Genomic DNA, 21,657 nt, shown 5'->3' with positions numbered 1-21,657 from the left:
GCTCAGCATGAGTCGATTCAACGAGACCTGGGCCACGTCCCTCGCGCAGCATTGATCGACGACATCCTTCGATCAAAAGGTGCATCAGATGAAAGCTCGCTCAGTGCCCACCGCGGCTCTGGTCACGATCGGCGTTCTCACGGTTGCCTCGTGCGGAAGCACCTCTGATCCTGGCGGCGGGACCTCCGGGGACTACGCCAAGGACGGGAGTTTCACGACGATCGTGAACACCGACCCCGGCAACCTTCATCCCCTGATCACCAACCTGACTGCCACGCAGGCAATCAACAGCTATACCAACGACTCGTTGTTGGCCATCGACCCCAAAACCCGTGCAGCGGGCTCGTATCTGGCCGAAAAATGGAGCGAGAACGGAACTTCGCTGAACTTCACCCTCAAAAAGGGGATCACGTGTGAAGACGGCACGACGTTCACTGCCCAGACAGCCGCGAACAACATCAACTGGGTCGTCGACAAGACGAACGGCTCGCCGTGGCTGGGAGCGTCGGTACCCGAAACTGCGGTAGCAACCGCCGATGGCGACGAGCTCACGATCAAGACGGCGGAACCTGCGCCCTTCCTGCTCGAGCGCATCGGTGCTCTCAAACTGGCATGCCAGGCAGCACTCGACGACCCCGCCAGTGTTCGCAGCAGCAGCAACGGAACCGGCCTGTTCAAGATCACCGAAGTAGTGGCAAACGATCACGTGACGCTCGAACGCCGCGACGGATACAACTGGGGACCGAACGGCGAAACCACATCGGACACCCTCGGAGTGCCCAAGGCCGTCACGATCAAGATCGTGACCGACGCGGCGACGACGGCGAACCTGGTCCTCACCGGAACGGTGAACGCAGCACCGGTGGCCGGTGCGGATATCGAACGTGTGGAAGCGTCCGGCCTGGAATCGATGACGTCGAACACCTTGAGCGGGCAGTTCATCTTCAACCACAATTCTGCTCTTCCCACCAAGGACGAAGCGGTGCGCAGCGCGCTCGTGCAGGCAATCGATCTCGACGACTACACGGACATCAACACCGGTGGCAAGGGTTCGCGCGCTACGGCATTGGCCGTTGTCGATCCGCGGGCATGTGACTACGACAGTGTCACCGGTGTAGTTCCGAAGTTCGACATGGCCGCGGCGAAGAAGACCCTCGCCGACGCCGGCTGGAAGCCCGGATCCGACGGCGTTCTGACCAAGGACGGTCAATCGCTGCAATTGACGGTCATCTTTGCCAACTATCGCGATACCACTTCTGCAGCAGCAGAATACGCGATGAAGCAGTGGCAGGAACTCGGCGCGAAGGTAGAGCTTCGCGGTGGTGACAACAATTTCATCATCTCCAATACGTTCGCGGCAAAGGACCTGACATCCTGGTCGATCTCGATCGGTCTGACCGTCCAGAGTGACACTCCCAGCATCTTCGTTCCGTACTTCTCCGGCCCGACCCCTCCGGCGGGCGTCAACTTCGCATCGATCGACAATCCCGAATACACCGAACTGGCTGCGAAGGCCTCGGTTCTGCCCGGGCAGGAATCCTGCTCGGTGTGGAAGGAAGCGGAACAGGCGCTATTCACCTCTTCTGACGTCGTTCCGGTATCCACATCGCCGAACTTCATGTTCTTCAACGGTGCGACGTCCCTGTACGCGCCGATTGGTGGAACCCTGGCGGGCCCAGGCATCCGAGTTCTGAAATAAGCCGGAAGACAAAGCTTTACGTCTGCATCTATTTCTCCGATTCGAAGGATCTACATGACTGACCGTCCATTTGTTCTCGACGACCTCCACCGCGTGGTCACACCCACTGAAACCGCAATCTCGCCCGACGGCACCGTGGTCGTCTTCGTTCGCTCGGAAATTGTTGCCGGAAAGGCAACTACATCGCTCTGGGCAGTGTCCCGCGATTCCCAGGCTCGCCGCCTCACTGCGGGGCCCGCCGATTCGGCACCTCGGTTCTCTCCGGACGGAACCTCGATTGCCTTCCTCCGCAAGGTCGGCGACTCCGCGCAGCTGCACCTGATCCCGCTCGCCGGCGGCGAGGCCGAAACCCTCACCACAGCAGCATCACTCCCCCTCGGTGCCGGCGCACCGGTCTGGAGCCCGGACGGAAATGCCATTGCATTCGCCGCTGTGATCTCACGTTCGGACTCCACCGATCCGAATGCGCCCATCGTCACCGACCGACTCGGATACAAGGTGGACGGCGCCGGTTGGCTCGGCACCTTCCGTCGCCACCTGCACACCGTCGGTCTGGAGACGAAGGCAGTACGACGCCTCACCGACGGTGATTGGAATGCGGACGTACCGTCCTGGTCGCCCGACGGCACGGCTCTTGCCTTCACCGCGAATCTCGAACCGGACAGCGATCTGAACCTCACGTTCAGCGCTTACCGAATCCTCGTCGACGATCTGTCAGTTCCGCCGCAGCGACTCGGTCACGCCACCGGGGTGCAGGGCTCCACACTGTGGCATCCGCAAGGAGATTCGGTTGTCGCCATCGGAACTCCCGAGGTCCGTGTCGGAACCGCCGACCTGATCCGTCTGTCCGTCCCCGGACCAACTGAGACACCGGTCGACGTCACCCTCACAGCTCATCTCGATCGCAACGTGATGCCCGGTGCACCCGGTTACCCCGGTGGCACACCGGCACTGTCGAATACTCGCGACGAAATCGTGTTCTGCCTCCGCGATCGCGGATGGACGCATCTGTATGCAGCCGATATCGAAACCGGCACCTCTCGCTCCCTCGTCGCCAATCCCAACGAGGTCGTCTCGGCGCTCTCCGTTGCCCGTGACGCCCGCGTCGCCTCCGTCATCGTCACCACACAGCAGTCCTTCGGCGAGGTCGCACTCGTCGATCTCGACAGCGGCGCTGTCACCACGCTGACAAAATTCACCGCAGAAGCACTCCCCGAGGTGACCCTGTTTGCCGCCGAGGAGCGCGAATTCACTATCTCCGACGGCCGCACCGTGCATGGTTGGTTGCTGTCCGCTCCCGAAACTGATGGCGCTGCACCCCTTCTGCTCGACATTCACGGCGGACCACACAACGCGTGGACCGGCGTTGCCGATACCTATCACCCCGCCCACCAGGTTCTCGCAGCGCAGGGCTGGCGCATCCTGACCCTCAATCCACGTGGATCGGACGGGTACGGTGCAGACTTCATGTACGCCGTCAACGGCGCCTGGGGTACCTCGGACCAAGCCGACTTCCTCGAGCCGATCGACGCACTTGTCGCCGAGGGACTTGTCGACGGGGACCGCCTGGCGATCACCGGGTACAGCTACGGCGGATACAGCACCTGCCACCTCACCTCGCAGACCGATCGCTTTGCCGCGGCGGTGGCCGGTGGGCTGATCTGCGATTTCAACGCCATGGCCGGAGTCTGCGATTTCGGTCCGCACCTCGCGTCGCTCGCCACGGGCACCACTGTTCCCGAGAACTCCGCGGGGCTGCTGGCAGCCTCACCGCTCGCCGCCGTGAAGAACGTGGTGACTCCGACGCTGATCCTGCACGGAAAGTCGGACGAGCGGTGCCCGCTGGGTCAGGCCGAGGCCTGGTTCGCCGCACTTCGCCAGCAGCATGTACCCACCCGACTGGTGGCGTATCCCGGTGCAAGCCACGGGTTCCTCGTCAACGGCTCGATCTCGCACCGAATCGACTACAGCACGCGGCTCATCGAGTGGGTGAAGCGATACACCTCCGCGAAGCTGCCCAAGACCGGCCTGGCCAATGCATCTGCCGGCGCCGACGCGTGGAAGCGCTCACTGGACGTACTGTGTGAGCGTTACGGCGTCACCGGTGCTCAATTCGGTATTCTCACACTCGATTCCAGCGGCAAGGAAATCACCCGTACGACGGTGGCTTCCGGCGTGATCAATGCAGACACCGGGGTCGAGGTATCCACCGACTCCCTGTTCCAGATCGGATCCATCACCAAGGTATGGACCGCGATGCTGGTCATGCAGCTGGTCGACGAAGGCTTGCTCGACCTGGACGCGACCGTCCGGTCGATCCTGCCCGACTTCGCACTGCAGGACGAGGAAACAGCCGCCCGCATCACGGTTCGCGCACTTCTGAACCATCGCAACGGAATCGACGGTGACCTCTTCATCGACAAGGGTCGCGGAGACGACGTCGTCGAACGCTACGTCGAGGGCCTGCGTGACTTCCGTCAGGTTCATCCACTCGAGGACGGCTTCGCGTACTCGAATTCCGCGTACGTCCTTGCAGCTCGTATCGTCGAGGTTCTTCGCGGCGGTATCTGGGACGACATCCTCAAGGAGCGGATCATCGATCCACTCGGCCTCGCGCACACACTCACGTTGACCGGAGATACTCCGAGATACTCTGTGGCAGCGGGCCATACAGGGAACTCCGTCGTGATGCCCGTCTGGCCGATCACGCGCTCGATGGGGCCGGCCGGCTGCATCACTGCCAGCATCGGAGATCTGCTCACGTTCGCGGAACTCGGCCTTCTCGAAGGTCAGAGCGTCGACGGTGTGCGGATCGTGTCGGAAAAATCAGCCGCCGCGATGCGTACACCCGAAATCGATATCAGCGAACTGTTCCCGGACAAGTCGGGCTGGGGTCTGGGTTGGTTCCACGAAACCTGGTCGGGCGAAGAAATTTTCGGCCACGACGGCAGCACCATCGGGCAGCACGCATATCTGCGCATCTTCCCCCGCCACAATGTCGCGATCGCGCTGCTGACCAGCGGCGGCAAAGCAGACGGCCTCTATCGTGATCTCTTCACCGAAGCCGCGGCCGCATTGGTCGGACTCGAACCTCCGCAAGCCCTCGCCCCGAACCCCGCGAGTGTGGAGTCGATTCCGGATTCGGTTCTGGGTAAGTACAGCTCGGGCGGAATAGCAATCGAGTTCCGTCGTGGAGAGTCCGCTGACGAGGCTGTGATCACCGTCATCGGCGACGTCATCCCGAATCCCGAGGAAGACGAAACAGCTCCGAAGAAGCCTGCAGCGGTAGCCACTCTCGTACCGTCGCAGATCCCGGGGACCTGGACCACCCGTCAACCCGGGGCTGCCGGTTGGACGACGGTACGGCCGCACCGCGACGGCGTGTACGTCGGATTCCGCTTCCTACCACGGGTTAACGCGTGACGACGACCGATACACATACGATGACGGAAACACCGAACGCCGAAACACAGAACGCCAGCGAACTCGAGGAATCAAAGATGCAAGAACAGCTTCAGGAACTCGTCGACCAGTGGAGGGTCGAGGCAAACATCCCCGGCGTCTCGGTCGGTATCGTGCACGGCGACAAGGACATCGTCGTCACCAGTGGCATCGAGAGCGTCGAAACCCAGCTCCCGGTCACCGACAAGACGATGTTCATGATCGGTTCCACCACAAAGGTTTTTGCTGCAACAGCCGCGATGGCACTCGTCGAGGACGGCCTACTCGATCTCGACACCCCACTGGTCGAGTACGTCCCCGAACTGATCCTCGCCGACGACGAAGCCACCCGCACAGTCACGATGCGTCATCTTCTGACGCACACCGGCGGGTTCACCGGCGACGTCAGCCTCTCGGCTGGCTGGGGTGAAGACGCCCTGGGTCGATCGATTTCACGGCTGAAGGAACTACGACAGGAATTTCCCGTCGGAGAGGTCTTCTCCTACAGCAACTCCGGATTCGTCCTCGCCGGATACGTCGTAGCCAAGATCAGTGGACTGACCTTCGAAGAGCTGGTCAAGCAGCGCGTTCTGGACCCACTCGAGATGAAGAACTCGGCGTTCCTGCCCTGGGACGTGATGACCCACCGGTTTGCACTCGGCCACTACATCCGCGAGGGTGAGCCGTTCGTGTCCAACGAGACCGGACTGGACCGCGGTATGACGCCCTGCGGTGGAATGTGGTCCTCGGTGCGCGATCAGCTCGTCTGGGCACGCTACGCACTGTCGGGCGAACACCCGGGTGAGGGACAGCCGCTCGACGAGTCCACCCGGTTGCTGATGCAGAAGCCGCAGCGTCCCGCCGCGATGATGTTCGAGGAAGTCGGCATCGGCTGGCTGCTGACTCGATACGGAACCACCCAGGTAGTGCGGCACGGCGGAAACGTCAGCAACCTCCAGGTCTCCGAGTTCTTGACCGTGCCTGAGAAGAACTTCGCCGTCACCGTGCTGACCAACGCACTCGGCGGCGGAATCGGCAAGAAGATCGTCGACTGGTGCATGGCCAACCTCGCAGAGTTGCCCGCGCCGGCATCTCTCGACGTGGTCGAGCCCGAACCCTCTGCCGTCGACGCCGTCCTGGGCAAGTACCAGGCCGGCAACCTGACCATGACCGTCGCCCCCGGTGACGAGGGAATCGGCGTCCGCATGGGCAGCGCGCAGGACCTCGGCGAATACGAGGACATCGTCTGGCCGCCGGCGATCCCGATCGCCTTCGTCAACGATCTCGACTTCGCTGCTCGCGCCGACACCACGCGGACGCTGGGGCGCTTCGTCACCGATGACACCGGACGCGCCGTGATGCTCGAATTCGGCGGCCGAACCGCCAAGCGAGTGGCTTGATCCTCTAGACGGGTGACGCGGTCCGATTACGAGGCCGCGTCACCCGTCTTTGTATATGCACAGCCTTTGTATATATGCACAGCCGCGAAGGTACAGACTGGACGCCATGAACGTCATCGGCGAGTCGATTCTGCACCCGTCCCGGTGGAGCGTGCGCGCCCGGACGACCGTGGCATCGACCCTCGTGATCGCCTTCTGCTTGGTGATCGCCGGGCTTGCACTGGTTTTCGTACTGGCGAACTCCCTGCACCTGTCCGCACTGAACAGCTCCGAGGCCCGTGCCGCACAGTTGGTCCAGCAACTCACCGGGAAGGGCCCAGCCGATCTCGACCCTTCGCTTCTGTCCACCGACAGCCAGATCGGAATCGTGCAGATCGTCGACGCCGATCACCGAATAGTCGCCCAATCGCCTGGAACTGACAGCGACCTACTGTCCGAACGCATTCTCGGCCCTGACGAATCGGACACCTATGGAAGGGTCAAGAAGTCCGACAACGAGGACTACTGGCTGATCGGACAAGGCGCTCAGACGCCGGCCGGACCGGTCACCGTTTTCGTCGGCGCCGACCGTGAACCGGTTGAAACCGTGGTGACCACCGTTGCCGTTCTGCTCGCCATCGCCGGGCCCCTGGTTCTTGGACTGGCCGCGTTTGCCACTTACCGCCTGGTGGGTTCGGCTCTCGCTCCCGTGGAACGCATCCGCGCTCGGGTTGCCTCGATTTCGAGTGGCCGTCAAGGTGAACGAGTCCCCGTCCCGTCCGGGAACGACGAGATAGCCCGACTGGCAACAACAATGAACGACATGCTGGCGCGCCTCGACGAAGGCGCACTTGCTCAACAACGATTCGTCAGCGATGCCTCCCACGAATTACGTAGTCCACTGTCCACGATCACTACGGCTCTCGAACTGGCACACCGACGCCCGGATCTCCTCGACGACGCACTGATCGAAGACGCGCTACTTCCCGAGGCGCGACGGATGCGGCAGTTGATCGAGGATCTGTTGATTCTCGCGCGCTCGGACGAAAGCGAACTCGAATCCATCGGTACCGTCGTCGACGTCGACCTCGACGACATTCTGTTCGCCGAGCAGAAGCGGATCGACGGTATCTCCGAGATCGCGGTCACCGCCACCGTTGCTCCGGTTCGCGTGTCCGGAGACCCGAGGGCGTTGGCGCGCATGGTGCGAAACCTGGTCGACAACGCAGTGCGGCACTCCGAGACCCTCGTGCATCTCGAGTGTTCCGAAGCCGGCCACGAAGCCCATATCGTGATCGAGGACGACGGGCCCGGAATCCCTGCAGCAGAACGCGAACGAATCTTCGGACGCTTCGTCCGCCTAGACCAGCCGCGGTCGAGGCAGGGAGGTGGCTCCGGACTCGGACTCGCCATCGCGTCGGAAATCGTTGCGGCGCATCACGGAACCATTTCCGTCAGCGAGAGGGTAGGCGGTGGAAGTCGATTCGAGGTGACAATTCCGCTACCGACCGACTGAAGATCAGGCAGTGCCGACAAAGCGGTACCCGATGCCTCGAATGGTTTCGATGCTGTGGGTTCCGAACGGGAGGTCGACCTTCTTACGTAGGTAACCGATGTAGACCTCGACGATGTTCTCGTCACCTTCGTAGTTGGTGTCCCAGACCGAGCGAACGATCTCGGTCTTCGTGACCACAACTCCGTTGTTGCGCATCAGGAACTCGAGAACGCTGTATTCACGTGGCGTCAGCGTCAATTCGATTCCCGCTCTGAGCACCTGATGTTTGGCGGGGTCGAGGGACAGGTCTCCCACGGTGAGTATCGATGGACGCTGGGGAGCGCCACGCCGCACCAGTGCACGAAGCCGCGCCAGGAATACAACAAACGAGAAGGGCTTGACCAGGTAGTCGTCGGCACCGAGATCGAAAGCATCAGCGAGGTCGTATTCGCCGTCCTTCGCCGAAAGCATGAGGATCGGCGTCCACACCTCCCGGGCGCGTAGGTCCCGCACGATGTCGTAACCGTGTTTGCCCGGCAACATGATGTCGAGAACGATCACGTCGAATTCGTCGCTGCAGGCAATCGCGAATCCGTCGTCCCCGTTGAGTTCCACGGCGGTCACGAATCCCTCGGCTACCAATCCCCGCCGGATCGTCTCGGCCAGGCGTACTTCGTCTTCGACAACCAGTACTCGCACCACCGGCCCCGTTTCGTCGACACGCAGTTGTTCGGATGCACCCAGTAGAGCAGACGGTGGGCCCATGACCGAGTTACGTTCAGCGTTTCTTCAGCTTCTGATCGTCACACTGCATTCATGCCAGCAACTGTGTCGACCGTGCGAAACGTGGTCACCGAAGTCTTGACCGAGAGCACCACCGCAGAAATTGCGGTTGCCGCAATCGTGGTGGCAGCCGCGCTGTTCGCATTCGGTTCGATCTACCGGGCCTCCAGCGTTCGGTCAACAGCGCTACGCGCGTCCGGGCTCGCCCTCGCCCTGGTGACGCTCTCGATCCAGGTATATCGAAACGGGTGGTTGACGAGCTTCGACGGGCCGGTGACCGACTGGATGGTCGATCATCGGAGCGGCGCCCTCAACCAGATCGCGGTCGCCGTCACAGATCTCGGTAGCCCGGTCGCCACCGCGCTGCTCGGGATCACCTGCGGAGTGCTCATATCGTGGCGAGCGCGTTCGGTTGTTCCAGGTTTGATCGTGATCGGAACCGTTGGCGGTGCGGCAGTCGCCAGCACGGTAATCAAAGCGCTCGTCGGTCGCGAACGTCCGCCGACCAACATCCAAGTTCTTCTCGAGACCGGCCACTCGTTCCCGTCCGGTCACGTCACGGGCACAGCAGCGCTGTTCGGCATTGCGGTTCTCGTTGTGAGCGTCGACCGAACACCGGCCGTCAAACGACTTCTGATGCTGCTCGCCGTGACGGTCACCGTTGTCGTCGCGCTCACTCGCCTCTACTTGGGAGCTCACTGGCTCACCGACGTCGTTGCCGGAGCTGTCCTCGCGACGCTTGCCGTCACTGCGGGTGGAGCAGTCTTCCGGTTCGTCGGCACGCACAACCAGTCCGAATCAACTACTGCTGCAGTGCGCTCTGCAGAACCTTCAGCACTTCACGAGCCGCAGTCGGCCCGGTATTGAGGTAGAAGACGTCGTCGTCGACAGCAACGGCATGGTTGGCAATCACTCCACGTAACTGCGCCCACAACGGCGCGTTGGTCAACGTCGCCGGGTCCCCGCCTTGCACTCCGTAGAAGATCCAATCAGCGTCCGCCACGTTCAACTCTTCCTCACTGATGTCTCGGGAGGTGTCGTCGAATTGCTGCGACTCCGGACGCGTCAGGCCGGCATCCTGGGCGATACTTCCGGTGAACGAAGGAATACCGAAGATGCGCAAGCGATTTCCGTTCTGGCGGGTGAACGACACTGTCGTCGGCGACGAAAGGGACGAACCCAAGGCCGCGGCGTCGGCGTTGAACGTATCCAGCAGTGCCGTCGCCTGCTGCGTCTTACCTACCCCGTCGGCAACCAGCAGGAAGTCCTGCTTCCAGTTGACGCCGGTCCCCTGCGTTGCCACGGTGGGCGCAATTGCCGAAAGCTGGTCGTACAGCGAATCGGCATCCTTCCCTGCAACATTCATCAAGATCAGGTCAGGATCGAGCTTGACGATCGCTTCGAAGTTCGGTGTGAAGCGCCCACCTGCGTCGACGACATCACCTAGCTGGGCGCGGAATTCGGGGTATGCGGCCAACAGGTACGGCGGCACCAGGTCCGCACCGTCACCACGAGTCGAAGCCGCAGGAACGACGCCGAGAGATAAAAGCGCATCTGCTTGCCCGGTCGAAATGACGACAACCTTTTCGGGCTGCGATTCGATCGTGGTGTCACCTTTGAAGTGTGAAACGGTACGAGGGAATTCGCCGTCCGACTTTCCGCTCCCCATTCCAGCCGGGACTTCTCGCGGAGCGACAAACGCAGAGTCCGCCGGAGTCGACGCACTGATGTCAGTGTCTGTGGGCGAGGCGTCGCTCGAGCAGCCACTGAGAGCTGCCACCAATGTCAGTGCGCCGATCAGCATTACACTGCGTGACTTCTGTCCAAAATTCATGATCGTGTCCCGTACGTCGTGAAGCATGACAGCTTCATCTACCGTCATGGTTAGGTGACCCTACCCTTTGAGGAACTGTAAACTATATCTGTGTCGGATACAGTTTTGGGGCGTGGATCACACGAGGTCGATCGCTACTCTGATCGCGTGCCCACTCCGGAAGAAGCATCGAGATCACTCATCGCTGCGGCGTTCGAATTGCGTCGAGCGCTGCGTGAATACATGGATACGTCGGGTACCGACGCGACTTTGCCAGAGGCACAATCCGAGGTACTTCACGATGTCGCGCACCATCCCGGCACTCGCATCGGGGCCGTGGCCGATCGCCTCTCCAGACGCCCGAACACCGTCAGCACGCTGGTGCGCATCCTCTCCGACAAGGACCTGATCGAGCGGCGACCCGATCCCACAGACGGCCGGGTGAGCACGCTTTTCGTGAAGGACGAGCGAAGCGCGCGTCGGGACCGTCGGTCCGAACTACGCATCGGCGTCCTGGCCCAAGAACTGACAGCCCTCGACGAAGGTGACCTCGACACATTGACCACTGCCATCGGCATCCTCGACCGAGTCAATCGATCACTGCGAGTTCACGCACCGCGATGATGCCACTCAGGTGACTTTCGCACTCTTCTCGTAGACGTCGGCAAAACGCCTCATCTGCTCCGTGATGCCCGTCAGGCTGTACCCCGTACGCAGTTCTACCGAGGCAACCTGGCCCGAAACCACAGCCGGAAGCCTGGTGAACGTCGGCGAATTGAGCTCCGGTGCGTCAGACCACGTCGGCGGAATCAGGAGGAGATCGGCCGGAAAGACACCCGGCTCTTCCCAACTCGCTGATGCCCAGAAACCGTCCTCGCTGTCCAGCTTCGCGAATTCGACGCCCATCGTTTCGAGAATACTTCCGAGCGGAGTCCATCCCGGCACCGCGTAGTCAAGGCTCGACTCCAACGGAATCACGTATGCAACAGAGATATTCGTTCGCGATGTGGCCAATTCACGCACCCGGTCACCGAGCGCACTCAACTCTTCCCGTTTTGCCGCGTAGACCGGCGAGGTGTCGGTGCCGCCGATACTCTGGACCAACGAACTGAAGTTGTCCAACGCCGCTTGCGCCCCGTCGGTGATCTCGACACCTGCAATGGGAGCAACCTCTTCGACGCGAGCGATATCGTCGCCCCAGATGCTGCCGAAGTTTCCGCCGTTGTACGAACTCCAGATGTCGATGACCAGATCCGGGTCCACTGCCAGGAGTTTCTCGGCACTGATATCTGTGTCGGTCTCGCTGACATGGGCAATTCCACTGAAGTCGAATGCATTCAACGTGGATTCGTCGAGCCTGGAAAAGCCGATGATACCGACTGGAACGACCCCGTATTCGAGTAGCACCGGCGCGGTGTCCGCCGTCGCCACAATGCGTTCAGGGATCTTGTCGAGTGAAATCTGCTGACCACGCGCATCGACATACGTCCACGCATCACCGTCGGACTTCGCGTCGGTCGTCGAGGTGCCACATGCTGCCAGCACCGTCGAAAGTGCCACTGCCACAGCCATGAAGATGGCCCTGCTACCGCGTTTCGAACGCGGCGCAACAAAATCGATCACTTCTGCCCCATGCTGTCGAGCGAGTTTCGGGCGAACCCCGAACCCGGAAAGTAAAGTAAGCCTCGCCTACATGGCTAACGGTAGAGCGGATCAGGGGATGACGCAATCGCGAAGTTTTGTCAAAGAATGTCGAAATCGGAACAACGATCCGCGTTCTTTCGAAATGCCATCGGCGTGACACCGGTGGACTGTTTGAAAGCGGCGACGAAACTACTGGGCGTCGAGTATCCGATCTGCTCGGCCACGTCGGCGACCGCAACACCTTGGCCGAGTAGGGACATCGCGACGTTCATCCGAAGCAGTACTCGCCACTGACCGAAACTCACGCCGGTGTCCACCTTGAATCGACGAGCCAAAGTGCTGGTGCTGACGCCGATCTCGTTCGCCCAGTCTCCGAAACTGCGTGGGTCCTCCGGATGAGACAACAAGTCGCGTGCAATCCGCCCGACCGGGCCCGAATCGGGGATCTTCATCGCTCCGCGCTCGTCGCCGGGAACAACGAGGTCGAAGAACACTCGCTCGGCGCGGCGCCTCGCGTCGTCCGACATCTCTCGAGCACTCAGATGCAGAAACAACTCGTAGAGTAGCGGCGTGCCGTGTACCGCAACCGGGTGATCACCGAGCGAAGGCCCCTGCCCTACAGCGCAATACACCGTCAGGAACTGCGCACCCGCGGCAACGCGCACCGAGTGTCGATGCAGTGCCGGTATCCACAGCCCTCGTCCCGGCAACAACGTCCACATCTGGGCGCCCGAGCGAACAACCACAATGCCGGAACGCGGGAACAGAATCTCGTTCGATCGGTGCGCGTGGGTTTCCCATGTCACCGGTTGATCAGCACTCGACGCACCACCCCACAGAACCAAATCTTCGGGCTCGTCGTCTAATTCGTGTTCGGATACCACCAGCTCGTCGCTCGACGGCACGCCCCACCGGAGCCAATCACCGTCGACCTCGGATTTTGTCCGCCTCACGTCTACATCCCTGGATCGACCGTCGTCTGTCCAGGTGACTGTAACCGCTGCCCACGCAGAGCAGGTGCGGCAGGAAGTTGATCCCACCGCACCTGACCCCGAGTCGGCGCTCTAGTTCATGTCGTTCGCAATGATGTTCTCGATATTCCGTTCGGCCAGAGCGGTGATGGTGACAAACGGATTGACTCCGACATTGCCCGGAACGAGGGATCCGTCCATGACATAAAGTCCCGGGTACTCCGGCAGACGACCGTAGCCGTCGGTCGCCTTGCCAAGCACACAACCGCCGAGGGGGTGGTACGTCAACTGGTCGCCCCACGTCTGCACCGGACCGAAGAGGTCGGTCCGGTAGATCGTGCCTTCCTTCTTGTTGATCTTGTCGAAGAGTTTCTTCGCCATGTCGATCGACGGCTGGTTCTGCGAGCGCTGCCAATTCAAACCGACTTTGCCTGTTGCCGAATTGAATTGGAACTGAGCACGTTGCGGATTCTTGGCAATCGCCAAGTACAGGCTGACCCACAGTTCGGTACCGGCTGGGAAGGGCGCGATTTCCGCGAACACAGGAGCGGATGTGTCAGCCCAGTTGTCGATACCCATCACGGGGATCGCCGACTGCTTCGCGCCGGTGGCGTCCCACATGTGATTGGCGCGACCCACCATCACGTTGCCGTTGTGCCCCCATTCCTGCCCAACCGCACCCGGCAAATTCGCCAGCTGCCCTTGTGCTTTCATCGCGACCAGGAGCTTACTGGTACCGATACTGCCGGCCGCGAAGAAGACCTTGTCCGCGGTCACCGTCTTGGTGCCGACGGTGTTGCCCTGCTCGTTGATCTGGTTCATCACCACTTGATATCCACCACCGGTCGCGGCCGGCGCAACCGAGGTCACGACGTGCAGCGCCGAGATCGTGAGCTTGCCGGTGGCGGATGCCGCAGCGAGGTACGTCTTGTCCAGAGACTTCTTTCCCGCGTTGTTGCCGTAGATGACCTCACTCACCAGGGCAGACTTGGTGACCTGACCAGCAGCTTCCTGCTTCATGTAGTTGAAGTCGTAAACATTCGGCACGAATGTTGTTGTGTAACCGGATCTCTCAGCGGTCTTTCGCCCGGTTCGTGCGAACTTGTAGTACTCGGTCGACTCGAACCAGGCCGGGTCGATGTTGTTGACCCCGAGCGCAGCGTTGGCCCGCGGGAAGTACGTCGAGTACATCTCGTTGGAATCGACCCCGGGCAGGATCTCTTCGAAGTAGTTGCGCTTGGGTGTGACGGCCATGCCGCCGTTGACCAGCGACCCGCCGCCGACCCCTCGGCCTTGGTAGACCTTGATCCCGCCGAAGTCCTCGGCGTCGAGAACGCCGACGTAGCGGCTGATGTTCTTGTCCACCGAGCCGCCGGAGAAGTGCGAAACCGGTTGAACTGTACGGTCTCTGAGCCAGAAGGAACGTCCGTCAGGTGAGAGCATCGGGCAGAAGACCTTGCCGTCGGACCCCGGTGTGGTCCACGACTTCCCCATCTCGACCATGTGTGTGTCGATGCCGGCCTGCGTCAGCCGAAGTGCCGCAACGGCTCCGCCGTACCCGCTGCCGATCACGAGCGCAGGGACACGGTCTCCGTCGCTCAATGCTCGCCTGGGCGCAGCGGCGGCCGTAGTCCACGAGGACGAGAGCGCAGCGGCGCCCACAGCTAATCCTGTTGCTGCCAAGAAGTTTCTACGCGAGAGCGTGGAATTGGTACGTGCGTGCCGTTCGTTGGATCCAGCGCGAATGCTCAAGTGTGCCCTTCTCTTTCCGTGACCCCCGCGCTGAGATATACCGGGAGAAACCGAACGAGAAGTCCATACTCGTGGGTAACTTCGAGGAACCGTTGATTTTCCATGAAAAGGGCCGATGAACAGAAAGTTCACCGGCCCTCCGAAAGAACGGGTCAGGGAAGAGAGATGCGACCTTCGACGGCGCCGAGTCCGATGTCCGTGCGGAAATGACCACCGGGAAGCTTGACGTCGGCGATCTTTGCGTAGGCGTCGTCACGCGCTTCGGTCAGATCCTTGCCCACTCCGACAACACTCAGCACACGCCCGCCGGCCGAGACGACGGCTCCGTCTTCACGCTTTTTGGTACCGGCATGCAGGACTCCGTCGGCGTCGGCTCCGGTGATCACGTCGCCGGTGCGGGGGGTCGCCGGGTAGTTCTCGGCAGCAATCACGACCGTGACAGCGGAACCGTCGCGCCACTGCAACGGACCGACCGAATCGAGTGTTCCAGTCGATGCCGCATTGAGTAGACCGCCCAGCGGCGTTTCGAGGAGAGCAAGCACGGCCTGAGTTTCGGGGTCACCGAATCGGCAGTTGAATTCGACGACGGCCGGGCCGTCGACACCGATCGCGAGACCGGCGTAGAGAAGGCCGGAGAAACTGCTACCGCGTGCGACCAACTCGGCAGCGACGGGCTTGACGACGTCGTCGACGATCTGCGTGACCATCTCGTCGGGCAGCCACGGCAAGGGTGTGTACGCGCCCATGCCGCCGGTGTTGGGTCCGGAGTCTCCGTCGCCGACGCGCTTGTGGTCCTGAGCCGGGAGCAGTGGGATCACAGTTTCACCGTCGACGAGGCAGAAGAGCGAAACTTCGGGACCGTCGAGGAAGGATTCGAGAAGAACCGGGTGCCCGGTCTCGAGCAGTTCAGCGGCATGATCGCGCGCGGCGAGACGATCCGTCGTGACGACTACGCCCTTGCCCGCGGCCAGCCCGTCATCCTTGACCACCCAGTTGGGACCGAAGCGGTCGAGTGCTTCGTCGAGCTTGGCCGGATTGTCGACGATCTCGCTGTGAGCGGTCTTGACGCCGGCGACAGCCATCACGTCCTTGGCGAAAGCCTTCGATCCCTCGATGCGGGCGGCGTCGGCCGAAGGCCCGAAGCAGGCGATACCTGCTGCGCGCACCGCGTCTGCGACGCCGAGGACCAGCGGAACCTCGGGTCCGATGACGACGAGGTCGGCTTCGACCTTCTGGGCCAGCGCGGTAACCGCGTCACCAGAGGCGACGTCGACGGGGTGCTGCTCGGCGATTTTTGCGATCCCGGCATTGCCAGGCGCGCAGATCAGGGCCGTGACACCTGGATCGCGAGCAAGAGAGAGAAGGAGGGCATGTTCACGGGCTCCGGAGCCGATTACTAGTACGCGCACGGGGAACAGACTACGGCCTGCGATAACAGCGCTCTCGGAGTGCCACTGACGGGGCCAAGGTCCCAGCGTTCGACCTTTGTGCGAAATATCCGTTTCGAGATGAGATCATATGAATACCTGAATAGGTGAACAGATGTTTTCGGACACCTGTCCACCAAGGAAAGGACACCCGTGAAACTCCATAAACCAGGCGTTCTGACGCTCACCGCAACCGCCGCAATCGGCGCACTTCTGATCACGTCGTGCAGTAGCCCGACTGGCACCGACTCCTCGGGCAACAACGACGGCCTGGTCTTGGCCGACGGCTACGAACTGGGCGGCTACAACCCGGTCGCAGGGTTCGGCGCTGCCGGTGAGGCCAAGATGTACGACGGTCTCGTCCGGCTCACCGGAGGCACCGGTATGCCGGGATTCGAGCCGTCTCTGGCCGCGGAGATGCCCACGGCCAACGCCGACGCGACAGTCTGGACGGTCAAACTCCGCGACGGGGTCACCTTCTCCGACGGGTCGACCTTCGACGCCGCCGACGTGGTTGCCACGTACAAGGCGATCCTCGATCCCGCTTCCGCCTCCGAAGCGCGGTCGTCGTACGACATGATCAGCGACGTCGTGGCCGTCGACGACAGCACAGTCGAGTTCCGCCTCGCCTACTCGTATGCCCCGCTGCTGACGAAGATGCTGATCGGCATGGTTCCGTCGGAATCCCTCGTGACACCCGGGCTTGCCGCCGAATCGCCGTTGAACACCGCACCGGTTGGTACGGGTCCGTACACACTCGTCGACCTCTCACCGGATCGAGCGGTCTTCGAGGCGAACGAGAACTACTGGGACGGTGCGCCGGAGATCAAGAAGCTGACTCTCCTCTACGTTCCTGACGACAACACCCGCGCCCAACGTATGGTGTCCGGCGAGATCGACGGAACCAATCTCCCTCCACTGCTTGCCAATACGTTCTCAGGCAAGGACAACATGTCCGTGACGGCTCATCAGTCAGCAGACTGGCGCGGGCTCTCACTCCCGACGAACAATCCCGTGGCAGGCGACAAAGCCGTGCGGATGGCGCTCAACCTCGCCGCCGATCGCCAGTCGATGATCGACAACGTCCTGGGCGGACACGGCCGCGTCGCCGCCACTCCGATCCCCGAGGTCTACGGCGATTCGTACAACCCGAACGCAACCTTCGCCTACGACCCGACCCAGGCCGAGCGAATACTCACCGAAGCGGGCTGGATCGAAGGTGCCGACGGAATCCGTTCGAAAGACGGTCAGCGGGCGCAGTTCACGATCATGTACAACTCCGTCGACACCGTTCGACGCGATCTCGCTCAGGCATTTGCCTCCGACGCTCTCGCTGTCGGCATCGAGGTGGACCTCGAAGCACTCTCCTGGGACCGCATAGACCCTCGAATCAACCAGGATTCGACGCTTCTCGGTGGCGGCGACGAACCTTTCGACCCCGACACACAGGCGTACGACGCGCTGAACTCGAAGTACATCGCGCCCGGGGTCGGCAGCATCTACGACAACGCCAGTGACTACTCCAATCCAGCAGTCGACGCAGGCTTGGAAGTAGGACGCCGCAGCCTGGATCAGGCAACGCGTGATGCCGCGTATCGCGACGTACAGCAGGCGTACGTCGAAGATCCCGGGTTTGTCATCCTCGTGTTCCTCGACCATACGTACGTGTCGAAGGATTCCGACTGGCAGATGTCCGGACCGGTACTCGAACCACACTCACACGGTGTGACCTGGGGTCCATGGTGGTCACTGCAGACGTGGGCCCGAGGGCAATGACAGCGGTCGACGTTCGGCCAGACGCGGGGCCGACACGGGGTCACCGTGACAACTCCCGCCGAAAGGCCATCCTCACGATGGTCGGTCGGCGGGTGTTGTTCATCGTGCCGGTCATCGCCGTGGTGTCCGCGGGACTCTTTGCCGCCGCCGCGATCTCACCGTTCGATCCACTGGTCGGCTACCTCGGCACGCGATACATGACGACAAGCGACGCAGACAAAGCGTTGATCGCCGATCAGATGGGTTTCGACAACCCCTGGTACAGCACGTACTGGAATTGGCTCCAGGGTGTGTTCACCGGCGATCTCGGGATCTCCAGATCGTTCAATCAGCCTGTTTCCCAAGTCATCTTCGAACGTCTGCCATGGACCTTGCTGCTGGTCGGGATCTCACTCCTCATCGCGATTCTCGCCTCGCTGACACTCGGTGTTCTCGCCGGAATCCGCAGTGGAGGATTCCTGGACAAGACCGTGTCCGGGCTGAGCGTCGTGGTCCAAGGACTTCCGCCGTTTGTCTTGTCGCTGGGTGCCATCGCGCTCTTCGCGTTGACTCTCGGCTGGCTCCCGGTCGCCGGACTGACCGACGGGGGCGCCGATCCCACACCGGGACAGGTGATCCGGCACTTGGTCCTACCGGTGACGGTGCTCGCCATTTCGCAAATGCCGTGGCTCCTACTTGCCGTCCGAGAGTCCGTCGTGGGTTCGAAAAGTGAGGGATTTGTCGCCGGCGCGGTAGCACGCGGTATCCCGACGCCGACCATCACGAAGCGCCACATACTGCCCACATCACTGGCACCTTTCGTCAACATCGTCGGCGTGCGGTTGCCCGAGCTGATAGTCGGGGCAGTGCTGGTGGAAGAGGTGTTCAGTTGGCCGGGGATCGCCGGCGCCATCGTGTCGTCTGCGCGAGACCTAGACATGGCACTGCTCGCGTTCCTCACCGTCGGTACGACATTGACGGTCATGCTCGGCTCACTGCTTGCCGACGTCCTCGTTGCAGTCCTCGACCCGAGAGTGAGTACCGATGGCTGAACGACGCTTCAAGATCGCCGTCGGCGTGCTGATCCTCGTTGCGCTGTACGCGGCGTTGGTCCCTTGGTTGGCCGACGTCGACGACCGAATCACAGACTTCTCGGCGGCTCGCCTGGCTCCGTCGTTCGATCACCCGTTCGGAACTGACTCGGCGGGCCGAGATCTATTCGTGCGCATAGCTGCAGGCATCAGAACCTCACTTCTGATCGCACTCGCCTGCGCGCTGCTCGCCACGGTGATCGGCGTCGCCGTCGGTAGTACGGCCGGACTGGTCGGCGGCTGGGTGGACAGGTTCGTCATGCGCGGCACCGATGCCGTCAACGCACTCCCCCACCTGTTGCTCGGCATCGTCATCGTCGCGATGTTCCGTGGAAGCATTGCCGCCATCGTGCTTTCGATCGCACTGACCCACTGGACCCAAGTGGCCCGGATCATCCGCTCAGAGATCTTGAGTCTGCGCGAGCGTCCCTACATCGACGCCGCCATTCTCGCGGGAGCAAGTCGACGTCACGTAATCATGCGCCACCTCGTGCCGGCGACCGCGCCACAGGCCTTGATCGCAGTCGTTCTCCTGCTGCCCCATGCCGTCTGGCACGAATCAACATTGTCCTTCCTGGGTTTCGGTCTTCCCCCGCACAAACCCAGTCTCGGGACGCTCCTTGAAGAGGCACGCAGTTCTCTACTCCTCGGCGGTTGGTGGACGCTTGCATTCCCCGCCGCAGTCCTCGTGATCGCCACCGTCGCTGTTGCAGTTGCCGGTTCGGCCCTGCGGTCGATGCTCACGCCCCCTCGACCTTCGGAGCTACGACTGTGAAACGCGGCCTACGCATCAAATCCCTCACCGTCAGGATCCCTTTGCCCGGAGGATCCGTAGTCCACGCTGCGAGCGACATCGACCTCGACGTTCCAGCCGGCACGGTGACCGCACTTGTCGGGGAATCCGGGTGTGGCAAGTCGATCATCGCCACCTCGGTCATGAACATGTTGCCGCCGAATGCTTCTCGAACCGGAACGGTCACCGTCGGTACAGCGGACCTCGAGATCGACGTCTTCTCCGGCACCGCGTTCCGTGGACGTCACGTGGCTCTCGTTCCACAATCCGCCGCAACACATCTCACCCCCGTCCGGACTGCGCGATCGCAACTACAGGAGACGATCGACGCACTCGGCAGCGATCACACTTGCGACGCCTTGGCACTTCGCGTCGGACTCGAACCGTCGGCCCTGGACTGTTACCCGCACGAACTGTCGGGCGGCATGGCGCAACGCGTTGCCATTGCCGGTGCGCTGGCCGGGAATCCATCGGTGATCGTCGCAGACGAACCCACCGCCAACCTCGACCGCGAACTCACCGACCACGTCATGGGATTACTTCGAGAGTGCGCTGACTCCGGGGCGGCTGTCCTGCTCATCACCCATGACCTTGCATCACTCACCCGCAGCGATGTCGCGGATCGACTTGCCGTCATGTACGCATCACGCATCATGGAAACCGGTCCGGCGGCTCTGGTGTTCCAAGATCCGCTTCACGACTACACCCGAGACCTGCTCGGCGCCTTGCCATCCCGAGGCTTGACTCCTATGCCCGGATCACCACCGCAACTCACCGACCTCCCCGACGACTGCGTCTATCACCTACGACGCCCGGAGTCGAAACAATCCGGTGGCCCGACCGAACTGGTCACACTCGGTGACCGCACGTACCGAACACTGCGGAAGGTGGGCTGACATGAGTTTGCAAGCTCTGGGAATTACCAGCGGTTACCACCGGAACCGACCGGTGCTCGAGAACGTCTCGCTCGAAATTCCGCCGGGAAGGCTGATCGGCCTGACCGGGCCTTCTGGCACCGGAAAATCAACACTTGCAAGGATTCTCGCCTCGTTGGATGCACCGTGGTCAGGCGAGGTGCGAATCGACGGATCACCCGTCGTGGGTACCAAATTCTCGGTATCCGCGGCACTGCGCGGGACGGTGTCCATGCTGTTTCAGTCACCTCGCGCATCAACCGACCCTCGGCAGACGCTCGCCTCGGTCATCGGTCAACCCGGCGATATTGCCGGTAGGACAATCGATGTGGTCGCACTGGCAGCAGAAGTGGGCCTCACTCCCGATCTCTTGTCCCGTAGACCCCACCAGGTGAGCGACGGCCAACTGCAGCGCGCCTGTCTAGCGAGATCGCTGGCGCAACAACCGAAATACCTCATCTGTGACGAGGCGACGGCGATGCTCGACGCCGCCACGACGGCCGCGCTCATTCGGTTGATCGAGAGTCGCGCCACCGAAACCGGCGTCGGCGTATTACTGATCAGCCATGATCGCGAATTGCTCGGCGCCTGCTGCGACGTGGTCCACGACCTCGACAGTATTAGCGCTTAGCCCCTGCGAAAATCCACCCTTGACTCGAACGGATGTTCGAGTATGATTTGGGGAGGGGATCGGGGGATT

Annotated in this window: 17 protein-coding genes; 11 read left to right on the top strand and 6 right to left on the bottom strand. The window is 61.9% G+C overall.

Annotated elements, in window-relative coordinates:
• Positions 1-88 precede the first annotated feature (88 nt).
• From R4P70_RS20660 to R4P70_RS20645, 4 genes are all read left to right on the top strand, one after another.
• Entirely contained in the window at positions 89-1,699 is a 1,611-nt protein-coding gene (locus R4P70_RS20660) for an ABC transporter substrate-binding protein (RefSeq protein WP_070796326.1), read from the top strand.
• 54 nt (positions 1,700-1,753) lie between these two features.
• Complete coding sequence (locus R4P70_RS20655; protein WP_317831453.1) at positions 1,754-5,122, top strand: serine hydrolase; 3,369 nt, start codon at positions 1,754-1,756, stop codon at positions 5,120-5,122.
• 20 nt (positions 5,123-5,142) lie between these two features.
• A complete protein-coding gene (locus tag R4P70_RS20650; RefSeq protein ID WP_317831451.1) occupies positions 5,143-6,540 on the top strand; it encodes a serine hydrolase domain-containing protein in 1,398 nt (465 codons plus the stop codon).
• A 106-nt stretch (positions 6,541-6,646) separates the two neighbouring features.
• Positions 6,647-8,035, top strand: a complete 1,389-nt coding sequence (locus R4P70_RS20645) for a sensor histidine kinase (protein ID WP_060938376.1) — start codon at positions 6,647-6,649, stop codon at positions 8,033-8,035.
• 3 nt (positions 8,036-8,038) lie between these two features.
• Here the strand turns inward: R4P70_RS20645 and R4P70_RS20640 are convergent, their stop codons facing one another.
• Positions 8,039-8,713 carry a response regulator transcription factor gene (locus tag R4P70_RS20640; protein ID WP_060938451.1) on the bottom strand — a complete coding sequence of 225 codons (675 nt, stop codon included), beginning with the start codon at positions 8,711-8,713 and terminating at the stop codon, positions 8,039-8,041.
• A 117-nt stretch (positions 8,714-8,830) separates the two neighbouring features.
• Here R4P70_RS20640 and R4P70_RS20635 point away from each other — a divergent pair, with 117 nt between their 5' ends.
• On the top strand, positions 8,831-9,664 hold the full coding sequence (locus tag R4P70_RS20635; protein WP_153213272.1) for a phosphatase PAP2 family protein: 834 nt from the start codon (positions 8,831-8,833) through the stop codon (positions 9,662-9,664).
• On the opposite strand, the gene R4P70_RS20630 is transcribed toward R4P70_RS20635, so the two are convergent.
• On the bottom strand, positions 9,600-10,679 hold the full coding sequence (locus R4P70_RS20630; RefSeq protein WP_230091086.1) for an ABC transporter substrate-binding protein: 1,080 nt from the start codon (positions 10,677-10,679) through the stop codon (positions 9,600-9,602). The two genes, R4P70_RS20635 and R4P70_RS20630, sit on opposite strands and share 65 nt — an antisense overlap.
• Before the next feature lie 99 nt (positions 10,680-10,778).
• On the opposite strand from R4P70_RS20630, the gene R4P70_RS20625 reads away from it, so the two are divergent.
• Positions 10,779-11,234 carry a MarR family winged helix-turn-helix transcriptional regulator gene (locus tag R4P70_RS20625; RefSeq protein WP_317831446.1) on the top strand — a complete coding sequence of 152 codons (456 nt, stop codon included), beginning with the start codon at positions 10,779-10,781 and terminating at the stop codon, positions 11,232-11,234.
• 6 nt (positions 11,235-11,240) lie between these two features.
• Here the strand turns inward: R4P70_RS20625 and R4P70_RS20620 are convergent, their stop codons facing one another.
• The 4 genes from R4P70_RS20620 to purD form a co-directional block, all read right to left on the bottom strand.
• Positions 11,241-12,182: an ABC transporter substrate-binding protein gene (locus R4P70_RS20620; protein WP_317831444.1), complete on the bottom strand. Its 942-nt coding sequence runs from the start codon at positions 12,180-12,182 to the stop codon at positions 11,241-11,243.
• A gap of 170 nt (positions 12,183-12,352) precedes the next feature.
• The gene (locus tag R4P70_RS20615) at positions 12,353-13,207 is read right to left on the bottom strand and encodes a helix-turn-helix domain-containing protein (protein WP_031331312.1); all 855 of its coding nucleotides are present in this window, start codon (positions 13,205-13,207) and stop codon (positions 12,353-12,355) included.
• 111 nt (positions 13,208-13,318) lie between these two features.
• A complete protein-coding gene (locus R4P70_RS20610; protein WP_020968539.1) occupies positions 13,319-14,887 on the bottom strand; it encodes a GMC oxidoreductase in 1,569 nt (522 codons plus the stop codon).
• A 242-nt stretch (positions 14,888-15,129) separates the two neighbouring features.
• Positions 15,130-16,386, bottom strand: a complete 1,257-nt coding sequence (purD, locus tag R4P70_RS20605; RefSeq protein ID WP_021333105.1) for a phosphoribosylamine--glycine ligase — start codon at positions 16,384-16,386, stop codon at positions 15,130-15,132.
• A 171-nt stretch (positions 16,387-16,557) separates the two neighbouring features.
• Between purD and R4P70_RS20600 the strand changes: the two genes are divergently transcribed.
• Genes R4P70_RS20600 through R4P70_RS20580 form a run of 5 tightly spaced genes read left to right on the top strand, consistent with a single transcriptional unit; the run spans position 16,558 to position 21,588 of the window.
• The gene (locus R4P70_RS20600; RefSeq protein ID WP_084326897.1) at positions 16,558-18,180 is read left to right on the top strand and encodes an ABC transporter substrate-binding protein; all 1,623 of its coding nucleotides are present in this window, start codon (positions 16,558-16,560) and stop codon (positions 18,178-18,180) included.
• A complete protein-coding gene (locus tag R4P70_RS20595) occupies positions 18,177-19,211 on the top strand; it encodes an ABC transporter permease (RefSeq protein ID WP_029254541.1) in 1,035 nt (344 codons plus the stop codon). The genes R4P70_RS20600 and R4P70_RS20595 overlap by 4 nt, the downstream gene beginning before the upstream one ends.
• Entirely contained in the window at positions 19,204-20,025 is an 822-nt protein-coding gene (locus R4P70_RS20590; RefSeq protein WP_308371981.1) for an ABC transporter permease, read from the top strand. Before R4P70_RS20595 ends, R4P70_RS20590 begins: the two co-directional genes overlap by 8 nt.
• Positions 20,022-20,939 (top strand): ABC transporter ATP-binding protein, encoded by a 918-nt coding sequence (locus R4P70_RS20585; protein ID WP_182261405.1) that lies wholly within the window; start codon positions 20,022-20,024, stop codon positions 20,937-20,939. Before R4P70_RS20590 ends, R4P70_RS20585 begins: the two co-directional genes overlap by 4 nt.
• A 1-nt stretch (position 20,940) precedes the next feature.
• Complete coding sequence (locus R4P70_RS20580) at positions 20,941-21,588, top strand: ABC transporter ATP-binding protein (protein WP_317831438.1); 648 nt, start codon at positions 20,941-20,943, stop codon at positions 21,586-21,588.
• The last annotated feature ends 69 nt before the right edge of the window (positions 21,589-21,657 follow it).

This window comes from Rhodococcus sp. IEGM 1241 (assembly GCF_033142365.1).
Lineage (GTDB): Bacteria > Actinomycetota > Actinomycetes > Mycobacteriales > Mycobacteriaceae > Rhodococcus_F > Rhodococcus_F erythropolis.
This window is presented reverse-complemented; position numbering and strand designations above follow the sequence as displayed.